This is a genomic window from Methylobacterium sp. TK26, assembly GCF_055361565.1.
Genome location: NZ_CM143965.1, coordinates 3,951,358 through 3,964,112, shown reverse-complemented (window position 1 = coordinate 3,964,112; position 12,755 = coordinate 3,951,358). Strand labels below are relative to the sequence as shown.

At 72.2% G+C, this 12,755-nt stretch carries 14 protein-coding genes and 1 other annotated feature; of the genes, 10 read left to right on the top strand and 4 right to left on the bottom strand.

What is annotated here, in order from left to right; translation table 11 throughout:
* The first annotated feature begins 30 nt into the window (after nt 1-30).
* From ACXJ1Y_RS19270 to hslU, 4 genes are all read left to right on the top strand, one after another.
* Entirely contained in the window at nt 31-1,038 is a 1,008-nt protein-coding gene (locus ACXJ1Y_RS19270) for a lipid A biosynthesis lauroyl acyltransferase (RefSeq protein WP_463847717.1), read from the top strand.
* A 9-nt stretch (nt 1,039-1,047) separates the two neighbouring features.
* The gene (locus ACXJ1Y_RS19265; RefSeq protein ID WP_463847716.1) at nt 1,048-1,818 is read left to right on the top strand and encodes a DUF1223 domain-containing protein; all 771 of its coding nucleotides are present in this window, start codon (nt 1,048-1,050) and stop codon (nt 1,816-1,818) included.
* 58 nt (nt 1,819-1,876) lie between these two features.
* Nucleotides 1,877-1,932 (top strand) — a sequence feature (sul1 is cis-regulatory element that is thought to sense ions involved in sulfur or methionine metabolism; They are found in Alphaproteobacteria).
* Nucleotides 1,933-1,982: 50 nt separating this feature from the next.
* Nucleotides 1,983-3,479 carry a SulP family inorganic anion transporter gene (locus tag ACXJ1Y_RS19260; protein ID WP_463847715.1) on the top strand — a complete coding sequence of 499 codons (1,497 nt, stop codon included), beginning with the start codon at nt 1,983-1,985 and terminating at the stop codon, nt 3,477-3,479.
* A gap of 98 nt (nt 3,480-3,577) precedes the next feature.
* Nucleotides 3,578-4,891: an ATP-dependent protease ATPase subunit HslU gene (hslU, locus tag ACXJ1Y_RS19255; RefSeq protein WP_463847714.1), complete on the top strand. Its 1,314-nt coding sequence runs from the start codon at nt 3,578-3,580 to the stop codon at nt 4,889-4,891.
* On the opposite strand, the gene ACXJ1Y_RS19250 is transcribed toward hslU, so the two are convergent.
* Nucleotides 4,881-5,930, bottom strand: a complete 1,050-nt coding sequence (locus tag ACXJ1Y_RS19250; RefSeq protein WP_463847713.1) for an SDR family oxidoreductase — start codon at nt 5,928-5,930, stop codon at nt 4,881-4,883. The genes hslU and ACXJ1Y_RS19250 overlap by 11 nt on opposite strands.
* Nucleotides 5,931-6,111: 181 nt before the next feature.
* Between ACXJ1Y_RS19250 and ACXJ1Y_RS19245 the strand changes: the two genes are divergently transcribed.
* Nucleotides 6,112-6,858 carry a YebC/PmpR family DNA-binding transcriptional regulator gene (locus ACXJ1Y_RS19245; RefSeq protein WP_463847712.1) on the top strand — a complete coding sequence of 249 codons (747 nt, stop codon included), beginning with the start codon at nt 6,112-6,114 and terminating at the stop codon, nt 6,856-6,858.
* Between the two features lie 88 nt (nt 6,859-6,946).
* On the top strand, nt 6,947-8,008 hold the full coding sequence (ada, locus tag ACXJ1Y_RS19240; RefSeq protein WP_463847711.1) for a bifunctional DNA-binding transcriptional regulator/O6-methylguanine-DNA methyltransferase Ada: 1,062 nt from the start codon (nt 6,947-6,949) through the stop codon (nt 8,006-8,008).
* Between the two features lie 3 nt (nt 8,009-8,011).
* Here the strand turns inward: ada and ACXJ1Y_RS19235 are convergent, their stop codons facing one another.
* Together ACXJ1Y_RS19235 and ACXJ1Y_RS19230 are read right to left on the bottom strand one after the other, a co-directional pair.
* On the bottom strand, nt 8,012-9,316 hold the full coding sequence (locus tag ACXJ1Y_RS19235; RefSeq protein ID WP_463847710.1) for a DUF5666 domain-containing protein: 1,305 nt from the start codon (nt 9,314-9,316) through the stop codon (nt 8,012-8,014).
* 11 nt (nt 9,317-9,327) lie between these two features.
* Complete coding sequence (locus ACXJ1Y_RS19230; protein ID WP_463847709.1) at nt 9,328-10,185, bottom strand: DUF6502 family protein; 858 nt, start codon at nt 10,183-10,185, stop codon at nt 9,328-9,330.
* 158 nt (nt 10,186-10,343) lie between these two features.
* On the opposite strand from ACXJ1Y_RS19230, the gene ACXJ1Y_RS19225 reads away from it, so the two are divergent.
* The 4 genes from ACXJ1Y_RS19225 to ACXJ1Y_RS19210 all read left to right on the top strand — a co-directional run bounded on the left by ACXJ1Y_RS19225 (nt 10,344) and on the right by ACXJ1Y_RS19210 (nt 12,095).
* Nucleotides 10,344-10,661, top strand: coding sequence for a hypothetical protein (locus tag ACXJ1Y_RS19225; protein WP_463847708.1), 318 nt, complete (start codon nt 10,344-10,346; stop codon nt 10,659-10,661).
* The gene (locus tag ACXJ1Y_RS19220) at nt 10,658-10,783 is read left to right on the top strand and encodes a hypothetical protein (protein ID WP_463847707.1); all 126 of its coding nucleotides are present in this window, start codon (nt 10,658-10,660) and stop codon (nt 10,781-10,783) included. Before ACXJ1Y_RS19225 ends, ACXJ1Y_RS19220 begins: the two co-directional genes overlap by 4 nt.
* Before the next feature lie 34 nt (nt 10,784-10,817).
* Nucleotides 10,818-11,555 carry an outer membrane protein gene (locus ACXJ1Y_RS19215; RefSeq protein ID WP_463847706.1) on the top strand — a complete coding sequence of 246 codons (738 nt, stop codon included), beginning with the start codon at nt 10,818-10,820 and terminating at the stop codon, nt 11,553-11,555.
* 168 nt (nt 11,556-11,723) lie between these two features.
* Nucleotides 11,724-12,095: a phospholipase A2 family protein gene (locus ACXJ1Y_RS19210; RefSeq protein WP_463847705.1), complete on the top strand. Its 372-nt coding sequence runs from the start codon at nt 11,724-11,726 to the stop codon at nt 12,093-12,095.
* Nucleotides 12,096-12,137: 42 nt separating this feature from the next.
* On the opposite strand, the gene grpE is transcribed toward ACXJ1Y_RS19210, so the two are convergent.
* Entirely contained in the window at nt 12,138-12,734 is a 597-nt protein-coding gene (gene grpE, locus ACXJ1Y_RS19205) for a nucleotide exchange factor GrpE (RefSeq protein WP_463847704.1), read from the bottom strand.
* Nucleotides 12,735-12,755: the final 21 nt, after the last annotated feature.

Genomic DNA, 12,755 nt, shown 5'->3' with positions numbered 1-12,755 from the left:
GGCGCCCCTTCGCTCCGGAAGCCGACTCCTTTGCTGCGCCTCGCCCTCATCCTGAAGCGGTCCTATCCGCGACTTGCCGGCTTCGCCAGCATCCCGCTCATCCGCTTGATCTTCGCCCTGGCCCGCCTGCTCGGGCCGGAGCGGGCGGCCGCCTTCGGGGGCGGGCTGCTGCGGACGGTCGGGCCGCTGCTCCCGGCGCACCGGACGGCGCTCGCCAACATCCGCGCCGCCTTCCCCGGCCTGCCGGAGGCGGAGGTGCGGGCCATCGCCCTCTCGGCCTGGGACAATCTCGGCCGGACGGGGGCGGAATACGCCCATCTCGACACGCTGCTCGACTACGACCCCGCCGCGACGGGGCCGCTGCGCAGCGAGGTCGAGGGCATCGAGCATTTCTTCGCCCTGCGCGACGACGGGCAGCCCGGCCTGATCTTCTCGGCCCACCTCGCCAACTGGGAATTGCCGGCGATCTGCGCGGCGAAGTTCGGCCTGGAGGCGACCGCCGTGTTTCGCCCGCCGAACAACCCGGCCGCCAAGCGGCTGGTGGAGGAGGTCCGCCGCAGCACGATGGGCGGGCTCGCCGCCTCCGGCCCCGGCTCGGCCTTCGCCATGCAGGGCGTGGTGGAGCGGGGCGGTCATCTCGGCCAGCTCGTGGATCAGCACTTCACCCGCGGCGTGGTGGTGAATTTCTTCGGCCGCCCCTGCCTCGTGAACCCGCTGCTCGCCAAGCTCGCCCGCCATTACGAATGCCCTGTCCACGGGGCGCGGGTGGTGCGCTTGCCCGGCGAGCGGTTCCGCCTGGAACTCACCCCGCCCCTCACCCTGCCGCGCGGCGCGGACGGCACCATCGACGTGCCCGGCGCCATGCAGGCGATGACCGACGTGATCGAGGGCTGGGTGCGCGAGAATCCCGGCCAGTGGCTGTGGATGCACCGCCGCTGGCGGCCGGACATGCTGCCCAAGGCGGCCCCGAAGACGGCCCCGTCTCAAGGCCCGTCTCAAGGCAACGTGACTTCCCAGGCCGAGACGACCGCGCTCTGATCCTACGGCATGAGGCACGCCCGCGCCCGCATCCCCCTGTCAGCCTGCCGCGCCGTGGCATGCGCCCTGGCCTGGCTCGGCTGCGTGCCGGCGCGGGCCGAGCCGGTTGCGGCGGTGGTCGAGATGTTCACGGCCCAGGGCTGCGCCGCCTGCCGCACCGCCGACCCGGTGATGCGCGACCTCGCCCGCAGGCCCGGCATCCTCGCCCTGACCCTGCCCGTCACCTACTGGGATTATCTCGGCTGGCACGACACCCTCGGCCTGCGCGCCCTCACCGAGCGCCAGCGCGCCTATGCCCGCGCCCGGGGCGCCCGGCAGGTGGTGACGCCGCAGGCCGTCGTGGACGGGGCGCAGACCACCATCGGCTCGAACCGCCCGGCCCTCGAACGCCTGCTGCAGGAGGCGGCCCGGACGGCGCCGCTCTCCGTGCCGGTGAGCGCGGAGGTGCAGGACAGCCGGATCGTGGTGGAGGTCGGCGCCCGCCCCTCCCCCAAGGAGCCGAAGCCCGATACGCGGGACGAGGTATGGCTGGTGCCGCTGCTGAAGGCGCGGGACACCACGATCGAGACCGGCGAGAATCGCGGCCGGGTCGCGTCCTACGTGAACGTCGTGCGCGGCCTTCAGCGCCTCGGCACCTGGACCGGGCAGCCCGCCCGGTTCGAGGTGCCCCTCTCCGCCGCCGCGATCCCCGAGGCGGATGGCTGGGTGGTGCTGCTGCAGCATTCCCGCGAGGGGCGCCCGGGGCGCATCATCGGCGCGGCGAAGGGGCCGGGACTCTGAGACGACCCCGCCGCTCCGTTGCAATGCAGCACGCACGCGTCTAACAAGGCGGCACTCGCTAGGACCCGGTGCAAGCCCGGGTGGCTCTTCCGGCCGCCGATCCGCCGGACCACGCATTCGAGACCGGCCCCTGCCCTTGCGGAGGTCTCCCTGCGGTTTTTCTCATGACATCTCCCTCCACCACCGCCCCTGCGGCGGGACTCGGCGCGCGCCTGCGTGACGCCCGCGTCGAAATCCTCTCCGGCATCGTCGTCGCCCTCGCGCTCATCCCGGAGGCCATCGGCTTCTCGGTGATCGCGGGCGTCGACCCGAAGGTCGGCCTCTACGCTTCCGTGGTGATCGCCTGCACCATCGCCTTCACCGGCGGACGCCCGGCGATGATCTCGGCCGCCACCGCCGCCACCGCCGTGGTGATGACCGACCTCGTCCGCGACCACGGCGTGCAATACCTCTTCGCCGCGACCATCCTGATGGGCGTCATCCAGATCGCGGCGGGCTTCCTGAAGCTCGGCCGGCTGATGCGCTTCGTCTCGCAATCGGTGATGACCGGCTTCGTCAACGCCCTGGCGATCCTGATCTTCATGGCACAGCTGCCGGAACTGACCGGCGTCAGCTCGGCGACCTACGGGCTCATCGGCCTGGGGCTCGCGATCATCTACGGCCTGCCCCTCCTCACCCGCGCCGTGCCCTCGCCGCTGGTGGCGATCGCGGTGCTCACCGCCCTGACGGCGTGGCTCCATCTCGACGTGCGCACGGTCGCCCATCTCGGCGCCCTGCCCTCGTCCCTGCCGAGCTTCGCCCTGCCGCAGGTGCCGTTCACCCTCGATACCCTGCGCATCCTCCTGCCCTACGCGGCGACGCTGGCGGCGGTGGGCCTGCTGGAAAGCCTGCTCACGGCGCAGATCGTGGACGACATGACCGACACGGGCAGTTCCAAGAACCGGGAATGCCACGGCCAAGGGCTCGCCAACATCGCCTCGGCGCTGTTCGGCGGCATGGGCGGCTGCGCGATGATCGGCCAATCGGTCATCAACGTGTCGTCGGGCGCGCGGCGGCGGTTCTCGACCTTCGTGGCCGGGGCCTTCCTGCTCCTCCTCCTCGTCGCCTTGCAGGACCTGCTGGCGGTGGTGCCGGTGGCGGCGCTGACGGCGGTGATGATCATGGTGTCGCTCAACACCTTCTCCTGGCGCTCGCTGGCCCGACTGCGGACCAACCCCCTGCCCTCCTCCGTGGTGATGCTCGCCACCGTGGCGGTGGTGGTGGCGACCCGCGACCTCGCCATCGGCGTGCTCGTCGGCGTGCTGCTCTCCGGCGTGTTCTTCGCCGGCAAGGTCGCCCGCCTCAGCCGCATCGACTCGGCCCTATCGCCGGACGGCACGATCCGGACCTACACCGTGGCCGGCCAAGTGTTCTTCGCCTCGGCGAGCACCTTCTCGGAGTCCATCGACCTGCTGGAGCCGGTGGAGCGCCTCGTGATCGATGTCGGGGCCGCGCATTTCTGGGACATCTCGGCGGTCGCCGCCCTTGACCGGGTGGTGCTGAAGGCCCGCGAGCGCGGCCGGAACGTCGAGGTGCGCGGCCTCAACGCCGCGAGCGCGACCCTGGTCGAGCGCTTCGGCACCCACGACAAGGCGGGCGCGACGCCGCTCGCGCATCACTGAACGGCCCGCGTGCCACCACGCCCCCTTGCGCCGCGCCGGCCGGGACCCCATTCCCGGCTGACCGGCACAGGGGTCGGGGATCAGGGAAGAGCCAGGCGGTGACGACGTTTTCTCCGCGCGAGATCGTGTCCGAACTCGATCGTTTCATCGTCGGGCAGAACGAGGCCAAACGGGCGGTGGCCATTGCGCTCCGCAACCGGTGGCGGCGCCAGCAACTCACCGGGCCGCTCCGCGAGGAGGTGGCGCCCAAGAACATCCTGATGATCGGCCCGACCGGCTGCGGCAAGACCGAGATCGCGAGGCGCCTCGCCAAGCTCGCCAACGCCCCGTTCCTGAAGGTCGAGGCCACGAAGTTCACCGAGGTGGGCTATGTCGGCCGCGACGTCGAGCAGATCGTGCGCGACCTCGTGGAGGTCTCGATCGGCCTGACCCGCCAGACCAAGCGCGAGGCGGTGAAGGCCAAGGCGGAAGCCGCCGCCGAGAACCGCATCCTCGACGCCCTCGTCGGCCCCACCGCCAGCGCCGCCACCCGCGACAGCTTCCGCAAGAAGCTGCGCAACAGCGAGCTGGACGACAAGGAGGTCGAGATCGAGCTCGCCGCCGGAGCGCCGTCCGGGTTGCCGATGTTCGAGATTCCCGGCGTGCCGGGCGCCTCCATGGGCGCCATCAACATCGGCGACATGCTGGGCAAGGCGCTCTCCGGCCAGCGGGGCAAGCCGCGCCGCGTCACCGTGCGCGATGCCTACGCGCCCCTCCTCGCCGAGGAATCCGACAAGCTCGTGGACGACGAGGCCCTGACCCGCGAGGCGATCCGCGAGGTCGAGGACAACGGCATCGTCTTCCTCGACGAGATCGACAAGATCTGCGCCCGCGAAAGCCGCTCCGGCGCCGACGTCTCCCGCGAGGGCGTGCAGCGGGACCTGCTGCCGCTGATCGAGGGCACCACGGTGGCCACCAAGCACGGGCCGGTGAAGACCGACCACGTGCTGTTCATCGCCAGCGGCGCCTTCCACGTCTCGAAGCCATCCGACCTCCTGCCCGAATTGCAGGGCCGCCTGCCGATCCGGGTGGAACTGCAGCCCCTGACGGTGGAGGATTTCAAGCAGATCCTCACCGCCACCGAGGCGAGCCTCATCAAGCAGACCCTCGCCCTGATGGCGACGGAGGGCGTGACCCTCGACTTCACCGACGATTCCATCGACGCCCTGGCGCGGGTGGCCGTGGAGGTGAACGGCTCGGTCGAGAACATCGGCGCGCGCCGGCTCCAGACGGTGCTGGAGCGGGTGCTGGACGAGATCTCCTTCACCGCCACCGACCGCTCCGGCGAGACGGTGACGATCGACGCGGCCTATGTCCGCGAGAGGGTCGAGAACCTCGCCGCCAACGCGGACCTCAGCCGGTTCATTCTGTAGGGGCGCGGCGGCGCAGGCGCCGCTTCTCCTCGTCGCGGCCATGGGCCTCGGTGGCGAAGAGCATCGTGCCCGCCGCGAGCCCCAGGGCCGCGGCGATGCCGAGCTTCAGCCACTTCGGATCGGCCGCCGTGACCTGGGAGCGCGAGCGCGAATCGAACCGGCCATGGGCGCCGGGATCGGTGTCGACGGGCTCGTAGAGGTTGTCGGGACGGTTCTTGTTCGCCTGCACGCTGGTCATCTCCCCCCGGTAGCCGTGACGGGCGAGGTAGCCGTCGATCCAGCCCGGTATCAGCATCGTGCCGATGATCGCCTTCCAGGCCGATCCGCCGATCCAGAGTTCGCGGGGCGCCTCGTGGGCCGCGCGGTAGACGTGGCGGGCGATGGCCTCCGGCTGGTAGATCGGCGGGACGGGTTCGAGCTTGCGCGGCAGGCGCGAGCGCGCCCAATCGAATTGCGGCGTGTTCACCGCCGGCAATTGCACCATCGTCAGGCGCACCCGGCTGCCGTCGTGCAGCAGTTCCGAGCGCAGGGAATCGACGAAGCCGCGCACCGCCGCCTTGGCCGCGCAATAGGTCGCCTGGAGGGGGATCGAGCGGTAGGCGAGCGCCGAGCCGATATGGACGATGGTGCCCCGGTCCGCCGGCACCATGTGCCGCAGGGCGGCGAGCGTGCCGTGGACCTGGCCCAGATAGGTCACGTCGGTGACGCGCTGGAACTCCTCGGGGCTCGTCTCCTGCACCGGGGCGTAGACCGTCACCATCGCGTTGTTGACCCACACGTCGAGGCCGCCGCAGGTCCGGGCGACGGCGTCGGCCACCTCTTCCATGGCCTGCGCGTCGGCGACGTCGGCGGCGAAGGCGATGGGGTTGCCGCCCAGGCGCCGCACATCGTGGATCGTCGCCGCCAGCCCGACCTCGCCCCGCGCCACAAGGCCGACATTCCAGCCGTGCCGGGCGAATTCGCAGGCGATGGCGCGGCCGACGCCGGCACTGGCGCCAGTCACCACGACGGTACGGCGTTGGGACGAAGGGGTGGGCATCGGGGCTCCGGGAAAATGACTTCCGCGCTCCAACGCCTGCGGGGATCGTTCTTTCCACCGCCTGCGCCGGGAATGTGCGCGTTGCCTCGCCCGAGCCCGAGGGCCTATAAAAACCGCAGTTCCGTCAGCGGCGTCGGGGGGTGGCCCTCCCGCGCCGCGCTACTCGCAAGTCCGAAGGCACATGGCCGGTCATTCCCAGTTCAAGAACATCATGCACCGCAAGGGCCGCGTCGATGCGGTCCGGTCCAAGATCTTCGGCAAGCTCGCCCGAGAGATCACGGTGGCGGCCAAGCTCGGCACGCCCGATCCGGCGATGAACCCGCGCCTGCGCGCCGCCGTGCTCGCCGCCCGCGCGGAGAACATGCCGAAGGACAACATCGAGCGCGCCATCAAGAAGGCGACGGGGGCCGACGGCGAGAACTACGAGGACATCCGCTACGAGGGCTACGGCCCCGGCGGCGCGGCGCTGATCGTCGAGGCGCAGACCGACAACCGCAACCGCACCGCCTCCGACGTGCGCTCGGCCTTCACCAAGTCCGGCGGGAGCCTCGCCGAGACCGGCGCCGTGGCCTTCATGTTCGACCGCGTGGGCGTGATCGCCTACCCCGCGAGCGTCGCCGACGCGGACGCGATGCTGGAGGCCGCCATCGAGGCTGGCGCCGACGACGTGTCCTCCGGCGAGGAGGGCCACGAGATCATCTGCGCGCAGGATTCCTACGGCGAGGTCGCCAAGGCGCTCGAAGCCAAGTTCGGCGATCCGACCCGCACCGGCCTGATCTGGAAGGCGCAGAACACGATCGACGTGGACGACGAGACCGGCGAGAAGCTGATCCGCCTCGTGGAGGTGATCGAGGACCAGGACGACGTGCAGAACGTGTACGTCAACTTCGCCCTGTCCCCGGCGCTGATGGCCAAGCTCGAAGCCTGAGCCTTCCGCGAATTGCGGAGCAAGGCGCGGGATGCCGACGCAAGAGGGCCGGCGCACCATGGCGGCAGCCCTTCACGGAGCCCGCGCCATGCCCCCGACCCTCCTCCCCGATGCCCTGGATGAGCGTTGGGAGGCCGTCCTCGCGCGCGATGCGGGGGCGGACGGGCGCTTCGTCTACGCGGTGCGCACCACGGGCGTGTATTGCCGCCCGAGCTGCGCCGCCCGCATCCCGCGCCGGGAGAACGTGACCTTCCACGCGACGGGCGAGGCGGCCCGCGCGGCGGGCTTCCGCGCCTGCCTGCGCTGCCGGCCCGACGATCCGCCCCCGGCCGAGCGCCGCCGCGAGGCCGTCGCCCGCGCCTGCCAGCTGATCGAGACCGCCGAGACGCCCCCCGCCCTGGCCGACCTCGCCCGGGCGGCGGGGATGAGCGCCTTCCATTTCCACCGGGTGTTCCGCGAGGTGACGGGCGTGACGCCCGCCGCCTTCACCCGCGCCCGCCGGGCCGCCCGCCTGGAAGACGCCCTGGCGCGCGCGCCCACCGTCACCGGGGCGATCTACGATGCCGGTTATGGGGCGCCGAGCCGCTTCTATGCCGAGGCCGGCGAACGCCTCGGCATGGCGCCCTCGCGCTACCGCAAGGGCGGCGCCGGGGCGCGGATCCGCTTCGGGGTCGGCGCGTGCAGCCTGGGGGCGATCCTCGTGGCGGCGACGGAGCGGGGACTCTGCGCAATCCTGCTCGGGGACGATCCCGACGTGTTGGTCCGCGACCTTCAGGACCGCTTCCCCGCCGCCGACCTGATCGGCGGCGATGCGGCGTTCGAGGAGTGGATGGCGCGGGCCATCGGCCTCGTGGAGGCGCCGGGCCGGGCGCACGACCTGCCCCTCGATATCGGCGGCACCGCCTTCCAGCAGCGGGTCTGGGAGGCCCTGCGGGCGATCCCGCCCGGCACCACCGCGACCTATGCCGACATCGCCCGCGCCATCGGCGCACCGGGCGCGTCGCGGGCGGTGGCGCTGGCCTGCGGCGCCAACGCCATCGCCGTGGCGATTCCCTGCCACCGGGTGGTGCGCTCGGACGGCACCCTCTCCGGCTACCGCTGGGGCGTCGCTCGCAAGCGCGACCTGCTCACCCGCGAGGGGGTTCCGTAAACCTTACCGCCTCGGACCACCCGGCCCACCGGGGCCGCCGAAGCCGCCGCCCGGCCCGCCGAACCCACCGGGGGGCGCCCCACCGGGGGGACCGCCGCCAGGGGGACCAGCGCCAAGGGGACCAGCGCCAGGGGGACCGCCGCCGGGCATTCCGCCCGGTCGGCCGAAGCCGTCACCGCGTCCGGGGCCGCCCAGGCCGGGGATGTCCCCCGAGCCGGGGCGGGTGTCGATGGAGGGACCGCGCGGCTCGAAGCCGCCGAAGCGCCCGCCGGTCTCCGGCCCGAACCGGCCCGGCCCGTCCTCCGGCAGGACGCGCCTATCGAGGCGGTCGCGCTCGCGCTCGAAACGGGGCGCCTGCGGTTCCTGCGGCTGCGGCGCGAGGCGCCCGTCGGCGCGCAGGCGCTCCACCGTCAGCCCGCCATCCGGGGCGACGCTCGCCGTCACCACCGCCCGCACGCTGCCCTCGCGCGGCACCGTCGTGTTGGGTCGCCCCGTGACGGCAAGGCCGGAGCCCAGCGCAAGGCCCGGCCCGGCGCGGCCGATATAGGCCTCGATGGAGACGTGGCTGAGGCCCGGCGGGAAGGGCGTGCCGTTGAACGCAGCCATGGTGACGCGCAGCGTGCCCGCCTCGGCCGTTCCGGTGACGAGGGCGCGCTTGCCGGGCACGAGGGCGTCGGCCCCCTGGAGCCGCAGCCCGCCGATGGCGAGCCCGCCCTTCTCCCGGCGAACCGGCCCCGCGACGCGGTCCGGGCCGGTGGGGCGCGGCTCCACGAGGCTCGCGACGATCACCCCGTCCGGCCGGCGCAGGCCGCTCACCGCGACGCGGGTGCCCTGCGCCCACTCGCCCGCGAGCCCCGTCGTCATCACCCGCTGCCCGAGCACCACGAGCCGGCCGGGCGCGGCGAACTCCACCGGGCCGACCACCTCGCTGGTCACGTCGATGCGCTGCGTCGAGAGCCCGGCCTCGCCGGGGCGGGCCACCACATGCACCACCTGCCCGATCTTCAGCGCCTCGGCGGTGGCGGGCGCGTCGTCGATCCGCACGGCCACGTCCTTCGGGTAGGCGATGCGCAGGTCGTTGACGATGATCGAGCCGAAGCGTCGGATCGTGCCGATCACCCCCGTGCCGCCGATGCCCCGGTCGCCGCCGCCCAGCGGCGGCTCGGCGGGCGCCGGCTCCGGCCGGGCGCCGGTTCCGCCGATGCCCTGGTCACGCGGGGCGTCCTGCGGGCGCGCCATCAAGGGCGCCAGCCCGGTCGCGCCGGCGAGCAGTTGCAGAACGAGCCGGCGGTGCGGGGGAAGGGCCACGGCGCGGTCCCTCAGCCCTTGTCCGCGCGCTCTGCGGGACCCGGTGCCCGGCCCTCCGCCTCGCGATAGACGTAGAGGCCGAAATTCCAGCGATGCGTCCCGCCGGCATCGTCGCGGCAGGCGGCATGGGCCTCGCGGTTCGCCTGGGTCAGTGCCTCCATGGCGAGTTCCCGCGCCCGCGCCTCGAGCTTGCCCGCCAGCTCCTCCGACAACCCGTCGTAATGCACCGCGCGCTCCAGGAAGCGCGGGCTGGGCCTCAGGATGTTCTCCGCCGCCGCCGCGAGATGGTCGTGCAGGTTGCGCCCGAAATAATAGAGCTGCGCTTCCGCGTCGCCGTCCGCGCGGGGCAGGTAGGCGGCCTCGGCCAGGACGATCCGGTCCTGCGCATCCGCGAAGGCCAGCCCCCGGTCGAGCCATTCATCGAGCACCGCGCGGGGGCGGACATCCCGCGTCACCCCGGCGACGAGGTTCTCGAAGGACGGCCTGCCCGGCTCGGCGTTGCGCGGCAGGGGCAGCGGCTGGCCCTTGGCATCGGTGAAGGCCGGATCCGCCAGCCAGCGCGCCACGATGCGCCCTGTGCGCGAAACCGTCGCCGGCACCGCGCTCACGGGCGCCCCGGCTCCGCGCAGGCGCCGGACCTCCTTGCGGTGGATGCCGGTGAGCAGCGAGACCCGGCTGTCCGTCTGCTCCTTGCCGGGCAGGACGAAGTCGTACTCCGCGACGTTCACGTAGAGTTCCCGCAACAGATCGGTGAGCGCCGGGAAGGTGATTCCCCGCGCCACGAGGAGGCGGATCAGGGGACGCAGCAGCCGCGCCAGCGGCGCGTGAAGCCCTCCCCCCTCCGGCGGCGTATCGCGGCTGTCGGACATGCCCCGTCCATAGCGTCCCGGTGCCGTGGGAGACAATCCCACGCTGTGCGTCCGCGCACCGGAAGCTGCGCTATTCCGATTGACGTGGGATTTTTGCACACGTAGGTAATCTGCGTGGTCAAATTTCCCACGAACTGAAGAGGAGCGGAGCGATACCGATGACCGACGACCAGCGCATCCTCGTCGCCCCCTCCGTTCCGCCCATGATCCTTCCCCGGCTCGGCGCCCCACGCCGCCAGCGGGACAACCCCCTTCCGCGGCTCGGGCGCCTCGCCTGGCTCCTCGCCGCGTTCTCGCTGCCCGTCCTCGGGCTCACCGTCGCGGATCTGGTCCATCGCGCCGTTGACCCGGAGGCGACGCAGGCCGCCGCCCCGCCCTCCCCCTCAGTCGGGGCTGCGGTTTCATCGGACGCCATCCCCGCCATCCGGCTGGGGATGGCGTCCCCCCACCGTCCGAACCGGGCGCTGCGCGGATGACCCCCCTCACCGCCCCCGGACAGCGGAACACGGAACCCTGCGGCGGCGCCCAGGTCCTCGACCTCGCGCTCTGCCTCATCCTCGCGGTCGCCGTCACCGGCCTGCTGCTCCTCGCCCTCTGAGGACGCCGCCCGCTTCGCCCATCGAGGCTCTTCCATGCGTCATGTGTTCAAGGCCGCGCTCTCCGGAGCGGCGGCGATGTCCTTCGCCGTCGCCGCGCAGGCGGCCGACCTGCCCCGGCAGGCTCCTCCGCCCCCGCCGCCGGCCCTGCCGGTCTTCACCTGGACCGGCTTCTATGCCGGCGTGAACGCCGGCTACGGCTTCTCCACGGGGAGCGGCGGCTTCACCGACCCGACCTACGGCACCGCGACGAGCGGGGGCCGCTCCGGCGGCTTCGCCGGGGGCGGGCAGGTCGGCTACAATTACCAGTTCACGCCGGGCTCCGGCTTCGTGATCGGCGTCGAGACGGACATCCAGGGGGCGGCCTTCGGAAAGGCCGACGCGGCCTATATCGGCGGCACGCCCTATTACAGCATCCGCCCAAGCCTCGATTACTTCGGGACGGTGCGCGGCCGGGTCGGCTACGCCTTCGACCGGGTAATGATCTACGGCACGGGCGGCTTCGCCTATGGCGGCGGCTCCCTGCCCTCGGCGGCCTCGGCCTATCCCTACAGCCTGCCGGGCACGACGCGCACCGGTTACGCGGTCGGCGGCGGCGTGGAATACGCCTTCACGCAGAAGATCTCGGCGAAGGTCGAGGCGCTTTACATGCATCTGGGGCGCGGTTTCAGCGGCGCGGCTTATTACGACGCCTCGGTCCCAGCCTATTACGGAGCCGGCAAGTCCGACGCCGGCTTCGCCCTGGTCCGCGCCGGCCTGAACTACCGGTTCTGACCCTTCCGCTACGCATTTCGCCGGCTTCACGACTGCCGGCGGAATGTCTTTTGACGCAGGATCCATTCACGAAATGTGCGAAACAGTCGGTTAGCCGGCCGCACGTCGTTGCCGCTGATTCGGTCCGGCCTAGCTCGCAGCGGGAGTGGGCGCACCGGAGAACCAGCCGTGCCGAACCTTCGCACCCGATTATCGAGTCTCGCCGTTCTCGCGATCCTGGGAGCGCCCGCCGCCGGGGCGCAGGAACTGATCCAGACCCCACGCGGCCCCGGCCTGCTCATTCACGGCAATTATTGCGGGCCGGGCAATCGCGGCCCCGCCTTCAAGCCGATCGACGCCCTCGACGCCGCGTGCATGCATCACGATGCCTGCTGGCCGGCGGATCCGGCGATGCTGCCGGCCTGTCGCTGCAACGAGCGGCTGCATGTCGAGGCCGGGCGCGTGGCGCGCGACCCCCGCACCCCGGACGAGACACGGCAGACCGCGCGGTTCATCGCCGACCTCGCGGCCGCCATGCCCTGCGAGCCCCTGGGCCACTGACCGGAACGGCCCCGCGATGATCCATCGCGGGGCCGTTCGGGTTCAGGCGGCGTCGGCGGGGTTCGGCGCGGCCTTGGGGCCGCCCTTGGCGACGCCGACGAGCGCCGGGCGCAGCACCCGGTCGCCGATGACGTAGCCGGTCTGCACGACCTGCACGACGGTGCCCGCCGGTACGTCGGGGTTCGGCACCTCGAACATCGCCTGATGGCGGTTCGGGTCGAACTTCTGGCCCTGCGGCTCCACCGGCTTCACCCCGTGGCGCTCCAGGTTCTTCACGAGGTCGCGCTCGGTCAGCTCGATGCCGTCGATCAGGCCCTTGAAGGAGCCCTCGGCGGCGTCGCGCTGGTCGGCGGGCACGCTCTCCAGCGCGCGGTGGACGTTGTCCGCGACGTTGAGCATGTCGCGGGCGAAGTTCGTCACGGCATAGGTCCGCGCATCGGCGACCTCGCGCTCGGTGCGGCGACGGAGATTCTCCATCTCGGCGAGCGTGCGCAGCATCCGATCCTTCAACTCGTCGCGCTCGGCGGTGAGCAGGGCCAGCGCCTCGGCCACGGGATCGACGGAGGCGTCGGCGGGCTTCGGCGCGGCCTCGTCCTCGGGCCGGGCGTGGACGTCCTGAGGCTTTTCGTCGTTCGTCATCGCATCTTCGGGTGAGTGATG

What these genes read in the sequence shown, in the direction of transcription:
- ACXJ1Y_RS19250 (WP_463847713.1), bottom strand. Translation starts at nt 5,930, where the DNA reads ATGCCCACCCCTTCGTCCCAACGCCGTACCGTCGTGGTGACTGGCGCC.
- ACXJ1Y_RS19245 (WP_463847712.1), top strand. Translation starts at nt 6,112, where the DNA reads ATGGCCGGTCATTCCCAGTTCAAGAACATCATGCACCGCAAGGGCCGC.
- ada (WP_463847711.1), top strand. Translation starts at nt 6,947, where the DNA reads ATGCCCCCGACCCTCCTCCCCGATGCCCTGGATGAGCGTTGGGAGGCC.
- ACXJ1Y_RS19260 (WP_463847715.1), top strand. Translation starts at nt 1,983, where the DNA reads ATGACATCTCCCTCCACCACCGCCCCTGCGGCGGGACTCGGCGCGCGC.
- ACXJ1Y_RS19225 (WP_463847708.1), top strand. Translation starts at nt 10,344, where the DNA reads ATGACCGACGACCAGCGCATCCTCGTCGCCCCCTCCGTTCCGCCCATG.
- ACXJ1Y_RS19265 (WP_463847716.1), top strand. Translation starts at nt 1,048, where the DNA reads ATGAGGCACGCCCGCGCCCGCATCCCCCTGTCAGCCTGCCGCGCCGTG.
- ACXJ1Y_RS19220 (WP_463847707.1), top strand. Translation starts at nt 10,658, where the DNA reads ATGACCCCCCTCACCGCCCCCGGACAGCGGAACACGGAACCCTGCGGC.
- ACXJ1Y_RS19215 (WP_463847706.1), top strand. Translation starts at nt 10,818, where the DNA reads ATGCGTCATGTGTTCAAGGCCGCGCTCTCCGGAGCGGCGGCGATGTCC.
- ACXJ1Y_RS19230 (WP_463847709.1), bottom strand. Translation starts at nt 10,185, where the DNA reads ATGTCCGACAGCCGCGATACGCCGCCGGAGGGGGGAGGGCTTCACGCG.
- grpE (WP_463847704.1), bottom strand. Translation starts at nt 12,734, where the DNA reads ATGACGAACGACGAAAAGCCTCAGGACGTCCACGCCCGGCCCGAGGAC.